The organism is Chromobacterium haemolyticum (genome assembly GCF_002081825.1).
Classification (GTDB): Bacteria; Pseudomonadota; Gammaproteobacteria; order Burkholderiales; family Chromobacteriaceae; genus Chromobacterium; species Chromobacterium fluminis.
In genome coordinates this window covers 1-18,265 of sequence record NZ_MUKU01000006.1, presented here as the reverse complement: position 1 = coordinate 18,265, position 18,265 = coordinate 1, and the positions used below count along the sequence as shown (strand labels likewise).

At 62.0% G+C, this 18,265-nt stretch carries 12 protein-coding genes; 6 read left to right on the top strand and 6 right to left on the bottom strand.

Translation table 11 applies throughout. The features are described from left to right. Positions 1-26 precede the first annotated feature (26 nt). Positions 27-4,475 carry a glutamate synthase large subunit gene (gene gltB, locus B0T39_RS05550; protein ID WP_081545185.1) on the bottom strand — a complete coding sequence of 1,483 codons (4,449 nt, stop codon included), beginning with the start codon at positions 4,473-4,475 and terminating at the stop codon, positions 27-29. A gap of 282 nt (positions 4,476-4,757) precedes the next feature. Here gltB and B0T39_RS05545 point away from each other — a divergent pair, with 282 nt between their 5' ends. From B0T39_RS05545 to B0T39_RS05535, 3 genes are all read left to right on the top strand, one after another. Then, the gene (locus B0T39_RS05545; protein ID WP_081545184.1) at positions 4,758-6,278 is read left to right on the top strand and encodes a phospholipase D-like domain-containing protein; all 1,521 of its coding nucleotides are present in this window, start codon (positions 4,758-4,760) and stop codon (positions 6,276-6,278) included. 437 nt (positions 6,279-6,715) lie between these two features. Beyond that, positions 6,716-8,971 carry an arginine/lysine/ornithine decarboxylase gene (locus B0T39_RS05540; protein ID WP_081545183.1) on the top strand — a complete coding sequence of 752 codons (2,256 nt, stop codon included), beginning with the start codon at positions 6,716-6,718 and terminating at the stop codon, positions 8,969-8,971. Positions 8,972-9,076: 105 nt separating this feature from the next. Continuing rightward, positions 9,077-10,510, top strand: coding sequence for a sensor histidine kinase (locus B0T39_RS05535; protein WP_081545182.1), 1,434 nt, complete (start codon positions 9,077-9,079; stop codon positions 10,508-10,510). A gap of 148 nt (positions 10,511-10,658) precedes the next feature. Here the strand turns inward: B0T39_RS05535 and B0T39_RS05530 are convergent, their stop codons facing one another. Further along, positions 10,659-11,288: a LysE family translocator gene (locus B0T39_RS05530; protein ID WP_081545181.1), complete on the bottom strand. Its 630-nt coding sequence runs from the start codon at positions 11,286-11,288 to the stop codon at positions 10,659-10,661. Between the two features lie 62 nt (positions 11,289-11,350). Beyond that, complete coding sequence (locus B0T39_RS05525) at positions 11,351-11,737, bottom strand: DUF488 domain-containing protein (RefSeq protein ID WP_081545180.1); 387 nt, start codon at positions 11,735-11,737, stop codon at positions 11,351-11,353. A gap of 107 nt (positions 11,738-11,844) precedes the next feature. Here B0T39_RS05525 and B0T39_RS05520 point away from each other — a divergent pair, with 107 nt between their 5' ends. Together B0T39_RS05520 and B0T39_RS05515 are read left to right on the top strand one after the other, a co-directional pair. Then, positions 11,845-12,456: a LysE family translocator gene (locus B0T39_RS05520; RefSeq protein ID WP_081545179.1), complete on the top strand. Its 612-nt coding sequence runs from the start codon at positions 11,845-11,847 to the stop codon at positions 12,454-12,456. A 7-nt stretch (positions 12,457-12,463) separates the two neighbouring features. Further along, the gene (locus B0T39_RS05515; protein ID WP_081545178.1) at positions 12,464-12,913 is read left to right on the top strand and encodes a GNAT family N-acetyltransferase; all 450 of its coding nucleotides are present in this window, start codon (positions 12,464-12,466) and stop codon (positions 12,911-12,913) included. Positions 12,914-12,932: 19 nt separating this feature from the next. Here the strand turns inward: B0T39_RS05515 and B0T39_RS05510 are convergent, their stop codons facing one another. From B0T39_RS05510 to B0T39_RS05500, 3 genes are all read right to left on the bottom strand, one after another. Beyond that, a complete protein-coding gene (locus B0T39_RS05510; RefSeq protein ID WP_081545177.1) occupies positions 12,933-13,715 on the bottom strand; it encodes a ferredoxin--NADP reductase in 783 nt (260 codons plus the stop codon). A gap of 80 nt (positions 13,716-13,795) precedes the next feature. After that, positions 13,796-14,851 carry an NAD(P)H-dependent flavin oxidoreductase gene (locus tag B0T39_RS05505; RefSeq protein WP_081545176.1) on the bottom strand — a complete coding sequence of 352 codons (1,056 nt, stop codon included), beginning with the start codon at positions 14,849-14,851 and terminating at the stop codon, positions 13,796-13,798. A 68-nt stretch (positions 14,852-14,919) separates the two neighbouring features. Then, the gene (locus B0T39_RS05500) at positions 14,920-16,065 is read right to left on the bottom strand and encodes a trans-sulfuration enzyme family protein (RefSeq protein WP_081545175.1); all 1,146 of its coding nucleotides are present in this window, start codon (positions 16,063-16,065) and stop codon (positions 14,920-14,922) included. 234 nt (positions 16,066-16,299) lie between these two features. Here B0T39_RS05500 and B0T39_RS05495 point away from each other — a divergent pair, with 234 nt between their 5' ends. Next, on the top strand, positions 16,300-18,054 hold the full coding sequence (locus B0T39_RS05495; RefSeq protein ID WP_081545174.1) for an AMP-dependent synthetase/ligase: 1,755 nt from the start codon (positions 16,300-16,302) through the stop codon (positions 18,052-18,054). Positions 18,055-18,265: the final 211 nt, after the last annotated feature.

The following is an 18,265-nucleotide window of genomic DNA, read 5'->3' as shown; positions in this document are numbered from 1 at the left end:
GCAAGGGCCGCTCCGCCTTGCGCGTCTTAATCCTTGAGCAGGCTGTCGAGCTTGGCCGCCTTGGGTTTGACCAGCCAGAAGTAATCGACGTAATCGTCGAAGTTCTCCAGCATCGCTTTGGCCGTCTCGGAACCGGTCAATTCAACGTGCTTGGCGATCTTCTCCAATAGATAGGCGCGATACATGCCCATGGCTTCGCCGTTGATCAGGTGGATGTCGATCAGCTCGTTGTTATAGCGATAAGCGAATTTCTCATTCGGGTCGTAGACGAAGGCAAAGCCGCCGGTCATGCCGGCGCCGAAGTTGTAGCCGGTTTCGCCCAGCACGATGACGCTACCGCCGGTCATGTATTCGCAGCAATGGTCGCCGGCGCCTTCGATGACGGCCAGCGCGCCGGAGTTGCGCACGCCGAAACGCTCGCCCGCCACGCCCGCGGCGAACAACTGGCCGCCGGTGGCGCCGTACAAACAGGTGTTACCGATGATGATGGACTCGCCCGCCCGGTATCCCGCGTTCTTGGGCGGATAGATGGTCACCCGGCCGCCGGCCATGCCCTTGCCCACATAGTCGTTGGCGTCGCCTTCCAGCTCCAGGTGCAGACCGGACGCGTTCCATACGCCGAAGCTTTGCCCGGCGCTACCGCTGAACTTGATCTTGAGGCAGCCGAACGGCAAGCCAGATGCTCCGTGAACGCGGGCGATCTCGCCGGACAGGCGCGCGCCGATGGAGCGGTGGGTGTTTTCGATCGGGTAGCTCAGTTCCAGCATCTGCTTATTGTGGATGGCGGACAAGGCATCCTGCAGAATGGATTCCGCCAATTCGCCCTTGTCGAAAGAGGGATTGCTGGCGCTGACGCAGAAACGCGGCTCGCTGTCCGGCACCCGGCCTTGCGACAGCAGCGGCGACAGGTCCAGCTTCTGCTGCTTGTCGGTGTCTCCGGCAGCTAGGCTCAGCAAGTCCATCCGACCGATCAGCTCTTCCATATTGCGCACGCCCAGCTTGGCCATCCACTCGCGGGTTTCGCGCGCGATGAACAGGAAATAGTTCATCACCATTTCCGGCAAGCCGGTGAAGTACTTGGAGCGCAGCTTGATTTCCTGGGTAGCGACGCCGGTGGCGCAGTTGTTCAGATGGCAGATGCGCAGGTATTTGCAGCCCAGCGCCACCATGGGGCCGGTGCCGAAGCCAAAGCTTTCCGCCCCCATCATCGCCGCCTTGATCACATCCAGACCGGTCTTCAAGCCGCCATCGGTCTGTACCCGCACTCGGCCGCGCAGGCCATTGGCGCGCAGCACTTGTTGCGCCTCGGACAGGCCCAGCTCCCATGGGGAGCCGGCGTATTTGACCGAGGTCAACGGCGAGGCGCCGGTGCCGCCGTCGTAGCCGGAAATAGTGATCAGGTCGGCGTAGGCCTTGGCCACGCCGGCGGCGATGGTGCCGACGCCGGGCTCGGCCACTAGTTTGACCGACACCAGCGCGGACGGATTGACCTGCTTGAGGTCGAAAATCAGTTGCGCCAGGTCTTCGATAGAGTAGATGTCATGGTGCGGCGGCGGTGAGATCAGGCTGATGCCTTCCTTGGCGTGGCGCAGCCGCGCAATCAGGCCGGACACCTTGTCGCCAGGCAACTGGCCGCCTTCGCCTGGCTTGGCGCCTTGCGCCACTTTGATCTGTAGCACTTCGGCATTGACCAGGTAATGCGGCGTGACGCCGAAGCGCCCCGAAGCCACTTGCTTGATCTTGGACATTTTCTCGGTGCCGTAGCGCGCGGCGTCTTCGCCGCCTTCGCCGGAGTTGGAGCGACCGCCCAGACGGTTCATCGCGATCGCCAGCGCTTCATGCGCTTCCGGCGACAAAGCGCCCAGCGACATGCCCGCGGAGTCGAAACGCTTGAGGATGGCTTCCACCGGCTCCACTTCGTCGATAGAAATGGGCTCGCCCAGCGGCTGCACCTGCATCAGGTCGCGCAGCATCGCCACCGGGCGCTGGTTCACCGCCTCGGCGTATTGCTGATAGATCTGGTAGTCATCGTTCTGCACCGCCTTTTGCAGCAAGGTCACCACATCGGGGTTGTAAGCGTGATATTCCTCGCCATGCACGTACTTGAGCAAGCCGCCGTGTGAGATCGGCCGCATCGGGTTGAAGGCGAAACGCGCCAGCTTGCGCTGATCGTCCTCGAAGCCGGCGAAACCCGCGCCGGACACTCGCGACACCGTGCCCTTCAGGCATAGCTCCACCACCTCTTCGTGGATGCCCACGGCTTCGAACAGCTGCGCGCCGCGATAGGAGGCGATGGTGGAAATGCCCATCTTGGACAGCACTTTGAGCAAGCCCTTGTTGATGCCCTTACGATAGTGCTGCAAGGCTTCGTTGAGCTTGAGTTTGACCTCGCCGCTCTGCACCAGCTCGATGATGCTTTGATAAGCCAGATAGGGGTAGACCGCGGTGGCGCCGTAACCGATGATGCAGGCCATCTGGTGCGCGTCGCGCACCGTGCCGGTTTCCACCAGGATATTGGTCTTGCAACGCAGGCCGCTGTCGATCAGCGCATGATGCACCGCGCCGGTGGCGAACAAGGCCGGGATGGGCAGGCGTTGCGCCGTCACATGGCGGTCGGACAGCACCACGATGACAGTACCCTCCTTGACCGCGTCCACGACATGCCGGGTCAGCGTTTCCAACGCCTGGCGCAAATCGGTTTCGCTGGGGTCATAGCACAGGTCGAAGGTCGTCGCCTTCAGATAAGGCTCCGGCCGCGTGGTGACGCGGGTGAATTTCTCGTGCGACAGCACCGGGGAGCGCACTTCCAGCCGCTTGGCGTGCTCGGCGCTCTCTTCGAACATATTGCGTTCCGGCCCAAACACCGTATTCAGCGACATCACCACCGCTTCGCGGATCGGGTCGATAGGCGGGTTGGTCACCTGGGCGAATTGCTGGCGCAGATAGTCGAAGGGCGAACGCACTTTCCGGCTCAACACCGCCATCGGCGTATCGTCCCCCATCGAACCCACCGCCTCCTGGCCGTCTTCGGCCAGCACGCGCAGGATTTGGTCTCGCTCTTCAAAGCTGATATTGAAAAGCTTTTGCAAACGCGCCAGTTCATCCTTGGACAAAGGCTCGACTCCGGCATCGTCCTCGATCGATAGTTCCAGGTATTTGGCACTGTCCTTGATCCATTGCCGATACGGCTTGGCGCTCTTGAGCTGGGCGTCGATTTCCTCCGGCAACAAGAGCTCGCCGGTGGCCAAGTCCGCGGCGAACAGCTGACCCGGCTTGACCCGGCCCTTGCGCACCACGTTTTCAGGCTGGTAGTCCCACACCCCCACTTCGGAGGCGATGGTCAGCACATTGTCCCGGGTCAGCACCCAGCGGGCCGGCCGCAGGCCATTGCGGTCCAGCATGCAGGCGGCGTAGCGGCCGTCGGTGAGCACGATGCCGGCCGGGCCGTCCCAGGGCTCCATATGCATGGAGTTGAATTCGTAGAAGGCGCGCAAGTCCTTATCGGTGGAGTCGACGTTCTGCCAGGCCGGCGGCACCAGCAGACGCAGCGCGCGGAACAGCGGGATGCCGCCCATCAGCAGGCCTTCCAGCATATTGTCCAGCGACATCGAGTCGGAGCCGTCGGTCTGCACGATGGGACGCACCGCGTCCATGTCCAGATGCGGAGACGCCATGATGCGCTCGCGCGCTCTCGCCCAATGACGATTGCCCTGCACAGTGTTGATTTCGCCGTTGTGAGCGAGAAAACGGAAAGGCTGCGCCAGCTTCCATTGCGGCCAGGTATTAGTGGAGAAGCGCTGGTGGAACACGGCCAGGCTGGACTCGAAACGGGAGTCGTTCAAATCCAGGAAAAATTTGGGCAGGTTCTCCGGTGTGACCAAGCCTTTGTAGGACAGGGTGTGCGGCGACAAAGTCGGCAGATAAAAAAATGGGTCGTCTGCCTTATTGGCTTTCTCAGCCTGGCGACGACCCATATACAAACGGCGCTGGAACATTAATTCGTCCATGCCGAATGGACAGTTAACAAAGACCTGGACCATGGCGGGCAGCGATGCCAAGGCCGCCTCCCCACAGGCGCTGTTGTCGGTGGGAACCTGTCGGAAACCCGCCACCTCCAAGCCTTGGGATTCCAGAAACTCGCGCAGACGGCGCAAGCTGCGCTCCCCCTGTTCCGGCTCGGGATGGTGGAACACCAGCCCGGCGGCGTACACTGGCTTCAGCGTCAAGCCGGCCTCAGCGGCGACTTCGCGCAAAAATCCGTCCGGCTTGCGAAACAGCAGGCCACAGCCGTCGCCGGACTTGCCGTCGGCGGCCACGGCGCCGCGGTGGGTCAGTTTGGCCAGCGAGGAAATGGCCGTATCCACCAGCCAGTGACTGGGTTTATCGTCAAGCTGGGCGATCAAGCCGAAACCGCAGCTGTCCTGTTCGAAGTCCGGATGGTACAGGGTGCCCTGTAGCCAGCGTTGTCTGTCCATAGCTTTGTCCTGCTTATAATGTGAAACGAATGTTTCGATTCTAAGGGCAAGGAGCTTGACCCTGCAACCGGTTTTTGTGCACCGCATTAGACGATAAAAATCATCATGTTACAGATGTTTTTTTGATTTTTCGATGTCGAAAAATCGTATTTTCGCTACGGATTAATTGTTATTTTGTGACGCGAACGTTCAATAAAACGACTGTCAAGCCACCTTGTCAAGGACATCCAAAATGGCCATTTCAATCAAATTAAGTATATTGTCAAACAATAGCCAAAAATAATGCCCATTCTGTCCCCCCACCCTGCCAATCAGGAGCTGATCCGACACCTAGCCGAGCAGGCGTTTTCCCGCTCCGCCGGCGCCCCTCTGGTGGGCGGCAATCACTTGGAACTACTCTACGACAGCGTGGAAAACTTCCCGGCTTGGGAGCAAGCCATCGCCGACAGCCGGGAATCGGTGTTCATAGAAATGTACATCTTCGCCAACGACGCGTTTGGCCTGCGAATCCGGGATCTACTGATCGAACGCGCGCGCGCCGGAATGAAGGTCTGCGTGCTTTACGACTGGCTGGGCAGCTGGAAAACGCATCTGGGTAGTTTCTTCAAACCTTTGCAGGCCGCGGGAGCGGAGCTGCGCGCCTACAACCCGCCATCGCTGACCGCTGGCCTCAGCATGCTGGGCCGCAATCACCGCAAACTGATCGTGATCGATCGCCGAACCGTCTTCGTGTCCGGCTTGTGCATCAGTTCCAGTTGGGAAGGTCGCCCGGAGCGCGGCCAAGAGCCCTGGCGTGATACCGGCGTCAAATTCAGCGGGCCGCTGGCGGCCGACGCGCTGGCGGCCTTCGCCGACAGCTGGGCCAGCTGCGGCGGCCCGTTGCCCGCGGAATGGATAACTCCGCCGCCGCCGGAGAACTGCGGCGCGGTGGCGGCGCGCCTGATCGCCACCACGCCCGCCACCGCGCAAATGATGCGGCTGGATTTGCTGATCGCCTGCTTCGCCCGGCGCACCTTGTGGCTGACCGACGCCTACTTCATGGGCACCAGCATGTATCTGACCGCGCTGAAACAGGCCGCACGCGACGGCGTCGACGTCCGCTTGCTGGTGCCTCGCTCCAGCGACATCGGCTGGATCGCCACCGTGTCGCGCACCCAATACCGCCCTCTGCTGGAAGCCGGCGTTCGCGTTTTCGAATGGGACGGCCCGATGATCCACGCCAAAACCGCCGTGGCGGACGGACGCTGGGCGCGCATCGGCTCCACCAATCTCAACCTCTCCAGTTGGCTGGCCAACCGCGAACTGGACGTGGCGGTGGAGGACCAGGCCTTGGCGGAAAAGCTGGCCGAGCGGTTCCTGCAGGATCTGGACCACGCCACCGAAGTGATTCTGGCCGGGCAACGCCGTCGGCCGACTTTGACCAAGCCGCGCCCCAAAGACTATCACGGCCTGCTGCTGCCTCCGCATACCGCCGCCCTCAGCGGCGCCAGCGCCGCCGCGCGACAAGCAGCCCGGATTGGCGATGCGCTGGGCGTGGTGGTGCGCGGCACCCGCAGTGTCGACGCCAGCGAAGCGTCCGCCTTCCTGACCATAGGCATGGCCCTGCTGATCTTCGCCGGCCTGATCGCTTTCTTCCCCTGGCTGGTGGCGGCGCCTTTGCTCTTTCTGCTGCTGCTCAGCGGCGGGGCCATCGTCGCCAAGGCCCTGGGTTTGTACTGGGCAAGGCGTGGCAAAAAACAACAGCCGCCGCCGGCCGCGCCGGCAAGCGCTCAAGATGGCGCGCCTCAGGACAAATGCGATTAAAAACAACTCTTTGACCTATGGCGACGTCTTCAGGAGAACCCCGCCGCACCGCGCCTGACCGTCGCCAGTCGCTTTTTTCTCGGAAAAGTTTTTGCTGCGCAACAACATGACAAGCAAAAGGTCTAAAATGCGCGCTTTCTTGGGATGTTCTCCAGGCCGGCAGACGTGAAGCGCGCGCAGACTGAATCGAGATGCGCGCCAACTACGGACCGCGGCGCAAAGCGCCCTGTTTTTATTCGCGCCTCAAGGCCAGCCTCCATGGCGGCGGCGGACCCCGGTCTGCCCGTGCGTACAGAACTGCGCCCCAACGCGCACCGAGTGACACCGCAAAGGGTTACAGGTGCCCGCGGCTCCGGCCCCGCCCTAGGGCGAACCGGCGGCCTCCCCGCGTCCCGCCCGCCGCGCGTGTCCGAGTTAAAGCAACCAAGGACTCAGGTATGCGTTTTCATTTCCCCATCGTAATCATCGACGAGGACTTCCGCTCGGAAAACACCAGCGGCTCCGGCATCCGCGAACTCGCCGCCGCCATGGAGGCGGAAGGCATGAGCGTGATCGGCTACACCAGCTACGGCGATCTGACTTCCTTCGCCCAGCAACAAAGCCGCGCAGCCGGCTTCATCCTGTCGATAGACGACGAGGAATTCCACACCGAAGACGCGGCGCAGGAAGCGCTGGGCAAGCTCTACGGCTTCGTCGCGGAAATCCGCCGCCGCAACCCGGACATCCCTGTCTATCTGTACGGCGAAACCCGTACCGCGCGCCACATTCCCAACGACATCCTGCGCGAGTTGCACGGCTTCATCCACATGCACGAGGACACGCCGGAGTTCGTCGCCCGCCACATCATCCGCGAAGCCAAGAGCTATCTGGATAGCCTGGCGCCGCCGTTCTTCCGCGCGCTGGTGGATTACGCCCACGACGGCTCTTACTCCTGGCACTGCCCCGGCCACTCCGGCGGCGTCGCCTTCCTGAAGAGCCCGGTGGGCCAGATGTTCCACCAGTTCTTCGGCGAAAATATGCTGCGCGCCGACGTCTGCAACGCGGTGGACGAATTGGGCCAGTTGCTGGACCACACCGGCCCCATCGCCGCCTCCGAACGCAACGCCGCGCGCATCTTCAACGCCGACCATCTGTTCTTCGTCACCAACGGCACCTCCACCTCCAACAAAATCGTCTGGCACAGCTGCGTGGCGGCCGGAGACATCGTGCTGGTGGACCGCAACTGCCACAAATCCAATCTGCACGCCATCATGATGACCGGCGCCATCCCGGTATTCCTGATGCCGACGCGCAACCACTACGGCATCATCGGCCCGATTCCGAAATCCGAATTTCAGCTCGACAACATCAAGAAGAAAATCCAGGCCAATCCCTTCGCCCGCGAAGCGCTGGCCAAGAACCCGCGGGCCAAGCCGCGCATCCTGACGCTGACCCAGTCCACCTACGACGGCATTGTTTACAATGTCGAGGAAATCAAGCATCTGCTGGACGGCGAGGTCGATACCCTGCACTTCGACGAAGCCTGGCTGCCGCACGCCAGCTTCCACGATTTCTACGGCGACTTCCACGCCATCGGCGAAGGCCGGCCGCGCTGCAAAGACAGCCTGATCTTCTCTACCCAGTCCACCCACAAGCTGCTGGCCGGCATCAGCCAGGCCTCGCAGATTCTGGTGCAAGATCCGGAGCAACGACAGCTGGACACCGCCTGGTTCAACGAGGCCTATCTGATGCACACTTCCACCAGCCCGCAATACTCCATCATCGCCAGTTGCGATGTGGCAGCGGCGATGATGGAACAGCCAGGCGGACAGGCTCTGGTGGAAGAATCGCTGGTGGAGGCGCTGGACTTCCGCCGCGCCATGCGCAAGGTGGACGAGGAGTACGGCCGCGACTGGTGGTTCAGCGTCTGGGGACCGGACGACCTGTCAGACGACGGCATCTGCGACCCCGCCGAGTGGCAACTGCGCCCGAATGAACGCTGGCACGGCTTCGCCGGCATCGAAGACGGCTTCAATATGCTAGACCCGATCAAGGCCACGGTGCTGACGCCGGGCCTGGATGTGGACGGCAGCTTCGAGGAGATGGGCATTCCCGCCGCCATCGTCACCAAGTATCTGACCGAGCACGGCGTCGTGGTGGAAAAAACCGGCTTGTACAGCTTTTTCATCATGTTCACCATCGGCATCACCAAGGGCCGCTGGAATACGCTGATCTCCCTCTTGCAGCAGTTCAAGGACGACTTCGACAAGAACCAGCCGATGTGGCGGGTCATGCCGGAGTTCATCGCCAAATACCCGCAATACGAGCGTGTCGGCCTGCGCGATCTGTGCCAGCGCGTCCACCTTCTCTACAGCCAGCACGACGTGGCGCGTATCACCACGGAGATCTATCTATCGGAAATGGAGCCGGCCATGCGCCCAGCCGACGCCTTCGCCAAGATGGCCCACCGCGAGATCGAACGCGTGCCGGTGGAGCAGCTGGAAGGCCGCGTCACCGCGGTGCTGCTGACGCCGTATCCGCCGGGCATCCCCTTGCTGATTCCCGGCGAGCGTTTCAACAAGACCATCGTCGACTACCTGCGCTTCGCCCAGGACTTCAACCGCGAGCTGCCCGGTTTCGAGACGGATGTGCATGGGCTGGTGGCGACGGATCTTAACGGCCGCAAGATCTACTGCGTCGACTGTGTGAAATGAGGAACGGCGGCGGCGCTCGGCCAATGTGCCGCCGCACAATTTCTACACAATAATCTTTAACACTCCAGGCTGGCGCGCTCGCGGCGGCGTGCGATAATCGCCGCCATGATGTCATTGGACCGCCGTTACGCCCTCACCGCCTGGCTATTACTCAGCCTGGCCGGCTGCCTATGGCTGGGCTGGCGCCAGTTTGGCGAATTGGAGCAGCGCTTCCGCCAGGAATCCTTTATTACTCTGCGCCTGCTGAGCCAGAAAGCCTCGCAACACGACGCGGTGCTGGCCACCCTGGCCGCCTCGGAGCAAAGCCGTTTGCCGGCCGACATGCTCAAGCGCCTGCAAACGGCTATGCCCCAGCTCAGCGCCATTGGTTACTGGCGGCAACAGCAATGGCATGGCGACCCCGGCGGTCTCCGCCCGCCGTTGGCCTTGTTGTGGCAGGCCCAGCAACAAGGCCAGACCATCCTCGGCTTCGACGCGCAACAGCGCTACTGGCTGCAAAGCCCCGAAGGCTGGGCGCTGCTGATCGACCCGCTCCGCATGCTGGTCCAAGCCGAACTGCCCGAACCGCTGGAAAACATCTCCCTGCAATTGCGCGGCCACCGCATCGAATTGCTGCAACGCAAGGCCGGCGCGCCGGCCAATGACTGGGACCTGAGCCTGGATCGCAAACTGCCCAGCGCCAGCCAACCCTTCCGTCTATCCAGCCGCACCGCCTTGAGTTGGAACAGCTTGCCCTGGATAGAAATCCTGCTGTGGAACGCGCTGCTCGCGGCCATTGCCGTCGCCCTATACGCCAGACATCGCCAACGCGCCTCGCAACAGCGCCAGCAGCAGCAGGACCGGCTGGCCGCTCAAGCCAGGCTCAACACCCTGAATGAAATGATGGCCGGGTTGGCGCAGGAATTGAACCCGCCGCTAACCGCCATCATCGCCAACACCCGCCAGTTGGAGCGGACGCTGGACGAGCCCTCTCAGCGCGAAACCGTGCGCGACACGCTGCTGGCCACCGGCGCTCAAGCGCGCCGCGCCGCCGCCTTAATCAGTCGGCTCAGCCGCCTGCTAGCTCATCCCAAAGCCACGGAAACCACACCGCTGGACCCAGATGCCCTGGTGAGCTCCCTACTGTTCCTACGCCAGGCCGAACTAGCCAACCAAAACATCACTCTGGAATGGCATAACTTAAGCCCGGATGAATGGCCGCGTGCGGAACGCACGGCGCTGGAACAGATCCTGCACAATCTGGTGCAGAACGCCTGCGACGCGTTACAGGAACAAGGAGGCCGCATCGTGATCAGCGGCGAAAGCGACGGGCACAACTATCGTTTCAAAGTCATGGACAATGGCCCGGGGATTCCCGACGCCATCCTGCCCAAGATCTTCCTGCCTTTCTTCACCACCCGCTCTCGCGGTATGGGCCTGGGTTTGCCGCTCTGCGAGACCTTGGCACGGGCCCAAGGCGGCAAGCTCCACGTGCAAAACGCCGCCAACGGCGGCGTCATCGCCCAACTGATATTGCCCTGGGCCAAGCGCGGCGCGTGATGCCTCAGAACCTCTTTACGATCTCGCAGCAAGGGCGAGACAAGGCGTTGCGGCTGAAAAAGCGGAGTGTACACACGGTACATGAGCATTTTGAAGACGTACTCACCGTGTAACGTTCCACGACGCGTAGCAGATCGTAAACAGGTTCTCAGTCCTTGCTCGCCAGCGCCAGCCGCAAAGCCAGCCCGCCAAACACAGACGCCAGCAGCCATTGCGGCAGCCGGCTGCTTCCCAATTTGTCGCCAAGCGCGCGTCCGAAACGGCTGGCCGCCAAGATGATCGCGCCATTGATCAGCAGGCCAATCGCGTTCAGCAAGGTCGCCAACACCATGATCTGCAGGGAAACCGGCCCCGCGGACGGGTGCACGAATTGGGGGAACAAAGCCAACACGAAAAGCGCCATCTTGGGGTTAAGCAGGTTGGTGATCAGACCTTGGGCCACGATGCGCGGCATCGCCTGCGCGCCCGCCGCGCCTGGGACGCTTAACACGCTGCCGCTTCGCAGTGTGGTCCAGGCCAGGTAGAACAGATAGGCGGCGCCGGCGATGCGCACCGCATCGTAAGCCAGCGGCGCATGCGCGAACAGCTGCGCCAAGCCGAAGGCCGCCGCCAGAGCGTGGCAGTAAGTACCCATCTGGATGCCCGCCAAGGTGGCGAAGCCGGCCCTGCACCCCTGGCTGGCGCTGCGACTGGCGATCAACAGCATATCCGGACCCGGCGTCGCCGCGAGCGCGACGCAGGCGAGGCTGAACAACAATAACGTAGACAAATCAGGCATGACGGACATTCCGAATAGATATAGATGGATATGATACAAGCCGGCCCGACGGAATCAAAGCCTCAATCCAGCGCCGCGTCGCGCTCCCGCAGCAAGGCTCGCAACACCGAACGGTGGCAGCGCGTCTCGTCCTGACAGTAACAGCCTATGGAAAAGTGACTGCCGTGCGACAGCGCCGCCAGCAAATCCAGCTCGCGGCTTTGCGCCGGCGCCTTCATCTCCGCGCGATACGCCCGCTCGAACGCCTGCCATTCGGCGGAGCTCTGCGCCGCCTGCGCCTGCTTCACCAGTTCCGCGCTGGGCGCCAGGTTGGGAAACCACACGTCGTACCAATCACCACTGGCAAATGCCTCCTTGGGCACACCGCGCGGCGGCCTCCGCACCGTGCCGATGCGCGTGCCCTCCTGCGGGTGACGCGGACTGCCCAATTGCACCACGCGTATCGTCATAGCTCGTTCTCCGAAACTACGCGGCCCCTGCGCCGCGCGGAACAACATTGTCATCGATGGCGAACCCTGAGTAGACTAAGGACCTGCCTCCAACCAGAACAATCCTTATGCAACACTATCCGCTTTATCTACTGATGGCGGCAGCCACCGTGCTCAGCCCCGGCCCCGGCATTTTGATGACCCTGACCAATTCTCTGCGGTTCGGCCTACGCGGCACAATGGGCGGCATTCTCGGCACCGCCTGCGGCTCCTTCATCGTCGCCAGCGTGTCGGCCACCAGCCTCGGCCTGTTGCTGGCGGCCTCGGCGCTGGCTTTCACCGTGATGAAATGGATAGGCGCCGCTTATCTGTTTTATCTGGGCGTCAAATTGCTTCGCGCGCCGGCTTTCCGCTTTGATGAGATTCAAACCCAGCCGCGCGGTTTTGACCGACGCTTTGGAGAAGGCATGGCGGTACAGCTGACCAATCCCAAATCCATCTTCTTCTTTCTATCCATCTTCCCGCAGTTCATCGACATCCAAGGCGCCTACGCGCCGCAATTCCTATTACTGGTCGGCACTTTCAGCAGCCTGATCATCCTGATTCACACCGTGTACGCACTGACCGCGCAACGTGCGCGGCGCTGGCTGACCAGCGAGCGCGGCGGTAAATGGGTGAACAAAGCCGGTGGCATGACCTTCCTGCTGTTCGGCGCTCTGCTCGCCAACGCCAACAAGTAAAAACGCCATGCATCTGCAATTGGAATCACCGCGGCAACACGATGTGTTGGAGCTAATCCGCCAACTGGACGAATACCAAGCCGCCCTCTATCCGGCAGAAAGCAATCATCTGATGGACCCAGCGGCGCTGGAGCGACCTCAGGTACGCTTCATCGTTGCCCGCGACGAGAAGCTCGTGGCGGTCGGCTGCGCCGCGCTGGTGCAACATGAGGATTGCGGCGAAATCAAACGCATGTTCGTGGCTCCGTCCCAACGCGGCAAGGGCGTGGCCCAGGCACTACTGGCCCGCCTGGAGGAGGAGGCCCGCGTCGCCGGCCTATCCACGCTGAAACTGGAAACCGGGGTGTCGCAGCCAGAGGCCATCGGCCTGTACCAACGCGCCGGCTTCAGCCCCTGTCCTCCATTCGGCGCCTACGTTCCCGATCCGCTCAGCCTGTTCATGAGCAAAGCCTTGTAGGCCTGTTGGAGCGTAACGGCTACCAGCCGTTCTCCAAGACCAGGTGGCCGGGCGCGCTTTGCCGGCTCATCCGGTAGCCCATCTTCATCAGTTGCCTATGGGTGTCCTCCACCATGGCCGGGTTGCCGCAGATCATGAAGCGCGAGTCTTCCGGCGACATCGCCAGCCCCGCCGCCCGCTCCAAACGCCCATTGGCCAGCAAGGCCGGTATACGCTCGTCCAACACGCCTTCCGGCGCGTCGCGCGTCACGATGGGCAGGTATTGCAATTTATGGCCGTGCTCGTCCCACAGTGGATGCTCGCGTAAAGCGGCGATGAAATCCTGGTAGCTGAGCTCCTCGGCGCGTCGCACGCAGTGCGCCAGCACGATGCGCTCGAAACGCCGCCACTGCCCCGGATCCTGCAGAATCGACAGATACGGCGCCAAACCAGTACCGGTAGCCAGCAGCCATAGATCCTTGCCCGCCGGCAGCCGGTCCGCCAGGAAGAAGCCCATCGCCTTCTTGTCCAACATCACTTCTGCGCCCACTTGCAGCTGCGCCAGACGCGAACTGAACTGGCCTTCCGGCACCACGATGGAATAGAACTCCAGATACTCGTCGGTCACCGCCGAACACATCGAGTACGCCCGCCAAACTTGGCCGCCATGATCGCCCAGCGGCAAGCCCAAACGCGCAAACTGCCCTGGCTCAAAACGATAGGCGTCCGGACGCCGCAAGCGGAAGCTGAGCAGATTGTCCGCCCAGCGCCGCAACCACAAAATGGGTTGAACCGTGTATTTCTCTTCGATCGCTGTATCCATTGCTCGCCAATACCCAAGTAAATCACTCAAGTATTGTCCTCCAGATCGGCTACGCCTTCAAGCCTGCGCCGCCGCGGCGCTCAACGATAGGCGGCCAACCATTCCTCATGCAGCGCGGCGACCAGTTGCCCCGCCGGCAGCTCGCGGCCGGCGGCCGCGTTTTCCCCGGCCCACAAGGACAGAAAATCACTCAGCCCGGCCTTGGCTGCCGCGGCGCGCAAGGGCCCGGTCAAGGCGTTCATCACAGGATAAGCCGGCACCAGGTCTTCCTTGTCGGCCATCAACTCCATATAACGGTTGCTCAGGCCGCGCGCGTGGCGCCCGGAAAACGCTCGGGTCAAACGGGTGCCGCCGGGAGCGGCCTTGGCCAGCTCGCTTTTCCACAAGGCGGAAATGCCGGACTCCGGACAACGCAAGAACGCGGTGCCCAACTGGCACGCTTGCGCACCGTGGCGCATCGAGGCGGCGATATCTCGCCCATGCATGATGCCGCCTGCGGCGATCACCGGCAGCGGTTGGTTCTGCGCCAGTTCATAAACCAGCGACAGCGTGGGCCGCAGGCTGTCCTGCGGCCGGCCGATGAAGGTGCCGCGATGGCCGCCCGCTTCCCGGCCCTGGGCGCAGATCGCGTCAGCGCCCAGCTCGGCCCAGGCCAACCCTTCCGCCATATTGGTGGCGGTGCCGATCACGTCTATCTTGGCCTGCTTCAACAATTTGAGCTGATTGCGGTTGAGGATGCCGAAGGTGAAGCTGGCTACCGCCGGCTTAGCCTCCAACAGCGCTTCGAACTGACGTGCGAACGGCTCGCAAAAGCGCTCTGGAATTTGCGGCGCCGGCAGCCCCAGCTCCCGGTGCAGCGGCGCCAGCCATGCCAACGCCTGTTCCAAGGCCTCCCTGCTGGGAACGGGATCGTCCTGTACAAAGAGATTGATGCCGAAAGGCTTGTCCGTGAGGCGCCGCACCGCGGCGGCCTCGCCGATCAGGTGTTCCGGCGGCAGCAACGCCGCCGCCAGGAAACCCAGGCCGCCGGCCTGGCTGACCGAAGCCACCAAGGTCGGGGTGGTGGCGCCTCCCGCCATCGGCGCCTGAATCAAAGGGGTGCGCAACTGCCAGCGACGGCACAAAGCGGAAGCCATATTTATCCTCAGATTACGCCCGCGCGGGCGTCGGTTGAAAGACTGCGCTGTTCAGAAGCGCTCTCCAATCAGTCCGCCAAAGCCTGCTCCAGATCGGCTAGGATGTCCTCGATGTCTTCTATGCCTATAGACAGCCTCACCCCGCCTTCGCGGATCCCCAAGCGGGCCTTTTGCTCGGGCGGCATGCCGCCGTGCGACATCGTATAGCTGTGATTGATCAGCGATTCGACCCCTCCCAGCGATTCGGCCAGCGCGAACAAGCGCAGCCGCTCCGCCAATCTGCTGGCCGCCTCGCGGCGGTCGTCCTTCAGCCAGATGCTGACGATGCCGCCAAAGCGGCGCATCTGCCGACGGGCCAGCTCATGACCCGGATGCTCCGGCAGCCCCGGGAAGAACACCCGCTCCACCTTGGGGTGCGATTGCAGGTAATTCGCCACCCGCTCCGCGTTGTCGCAATGGCGATCCATGCGCAGATGCAAGGTCTTGATGCCGCGCAGGGTCAGGAAGCAATCCTGCGGCCCCGGCACCGCGCCGGCCGCGTTCTGAATGAATTTGATCTCGTGATGCAAGGCATCATCGTTGACCGCCGCCAGACCCAGCAGGACGTCGGAGTGACCGGCCAAGTACTTGGTGGCGGAATGCACAACGATGTCGGCGCCTAAATCAAGCGGGTTCTGCAGATAAGGCGTGGCGAAAGTACTGTCCACCGCCACTCGCGAGCCGTGGGCGTGCGCGATCTTGGACAACTCAGCGATGTCCACCATGCCCAACAACGGATTGGTGGGCGACTCCAGCCACAGCAGCTTGGTCCACGCGCTGATCAGCACCGACAAGCTCCGGCTATCGCTCAAATCCGCGAAAGTGACCTTGACGCCAGCCGGCTCCATCACCTTGCTTAGCAAGCGGTAAGCGCCGCCATACAGATCCGCCACCGCGATCACCTCGTCGCCCGGCTTCAGACAAGCGCGCAGCACCGCGTCGATGGCCGCCATGCCGCTGGCGAAGGCCAGGCCGTGGCGGGCGTTTTCCAGGCTGGCCAGGCAGGCCTCCAGCGCCGCCCGCGTGGGATTGCCGGTACGGGCATAAACAAAGGGCATGGATTCGCCCACATGCCCGTATTCGAACACCGAAGTCTGATACACAGGCGGCATCACCGCCTTGCCATGATCTGCGTTGTCATAGCCGGCATGAATGGATCTGGTTGCAAATTTCACGGCTTTTCCTCAAAAAATCACTTACTTGCCTACATTGTCCGACAAACTGACCGCAATCAAGCTCCTAGCGCCCCGCGGCCATGACTCTTTCATCATTTTTCGAAAACTTCAAGGAAACCACTGCAAAAATGGCGGCTACTCCCTTGATCTTGACTAAATTTTTAGCAGCTTTGGCTTTACATCCACGCGCTTTAGGACTATTTTGCAGCGTTTCGCATTCAAACAATTGTACGAATGAAGCTAGAACGCGTATTTGACATCCTGCCCCGCCAACTCGCACGCCACCCGCGCACCGACTGCCTCGCCGCCAAGGCCGGCAAGGAATGGCGCAGGCTGTCCACCGAGGAAGTTGCGGACAGCGTCAACCGCTTCAGTCTGGGTCTGTTGGAATTAGGCATCGCCAGCGGCGACAAAGTCGCCATCGCCGCCGATAACTCCATCGAATGGGTGCTCGCCGATCTGGCGTTGCAACAAATCGGCGCCGTCAGCGTGCCGCTCTATCCCACCATGACCCTCGATGATGCACGCTATATCCTGACTCATGCCGAGGTCAAGCTCGCTTTCGTCGGCAATGCCGCGTTGCAACGCAAATTGCATGAGGCGCTGGGCAAATTCAGCTGTCCGATCTACGGCCTGGCCCAGATCGAAAGCTGCCCGTCCTGGACCGAGATCCTGGCGCTGGCCAAACCGGAGCGTCAAGCCGAGCTGGAACGCCGCCGCGACGCCATCCAGCCGGACGACGTCTACACCATCATTTATACCTCCGGCACCACGGGACGCTCCAAAGGCGTGATGCTGTCTCACCGCAACGTGCTCAGCACCGTCATCGCCACCGCGGAGTTCACCCGTCTGCCTCACGGAGAATGCCGCGCGCTGAGCTTTTTGCCGCTGTCGCACATCTTCGAGCGCGCCGGAGTGTTCTACTATATGTACAGCAGTGCCGGGGTCTATTTCTCCAGCGTGGAATGTCTATCCTCCGCCCTCGCCGACATCCGTCCGCATACCTTCAGCGCGGTGCCGCGCGTGTTGGAGAAAGTGCACGACAAGCTGGTGGGCAAGGCGCGCGAATTCAGCGGCCTCAAACGTCGTCTTTATCTATGGGCGGTGGAGCACGCCGAACGCTTCGACCCCAATGCGCGGCGCTCGCCGCTGGAAGCCGCCAAACACGCGCTGGCCGACAAGCTGGTTTACCGCAAATGGCGGACGGCCATGGGCGGAGAGCTCAAATGGATCAATGTCGGCTCCGCCGCGCTGCAACCGCGGCTGGCGCGCCTGTTCTGGGCCTGCGGCGTTTCTGTAGCGGAAGGTTACGGCATGACCGAATCCGCGCCGGTGATCTCCGCCAACCCGTTCAACGCCCGGGACACCCGGATCGGCAGCGTGGGCCTGCCCCTGCCCGGCGTGGAAGTGCGCCTGGCCGACGACGGCGAAATCCTGGTGCGCGGCGACAATGTCATGCTCGGCTATTACAAGGAGCCCAAACTCACCGCCGAAGCGCTGAACAACGGCTGGCTGCACACCGGCGACATCGGCGTGCTGGAACATGGCTACCTGCGCATCACCGACCGCAAAAAAGAAATGTTCAAGACCAGCAACGGCAAATACATAGCGCCGCAAGCGCTGGAGAACAAGCTGAAGGAATCCGCCTTTATCGACCAGATCATGGTGGTGGGCGACGGTCAGAAATACGCGGCGGCGCTGATTGTCCCGCTCTTCGAGAAACTGAAGGAATGGTGCGCCGAGCACGGCGTCGCCTACACCACCGACAGCGAGATGAGCTGCCACCCCAAGATCGTCGAGTTGATAGACCGCGAGATCAAGCGCTTCAACCGCTACTTCGGCAACTGGGAACACATCAAGAAATTCACCCTGATCGACAAGCCCTGGTGCGTTGACGCCGGCGAACTGGCGCCCACGCTGAAGCTGCGCCGCAAAGTCATTGCCGAACGCTGCCGCGCAATGATAGAAAGCCTCTACGCCCCGGCCTGAACGCTACGCGACAAAGCCCCGCAACGCGGTAATGCCGTTCACTTAAGCAAGTGAACGGCATTTTTCATGGTGCGAATCTTGCTCATACTTCGCTCATGTTGACTCACTCATTTCCGTCCCTATGGTTGGCAAGGCTCACAAACACCCTGATTTCTCTGCTCTTTCTCAGAAAATTGATCCTCAATGGATCGTCCACGCCCTTGCAGTGACC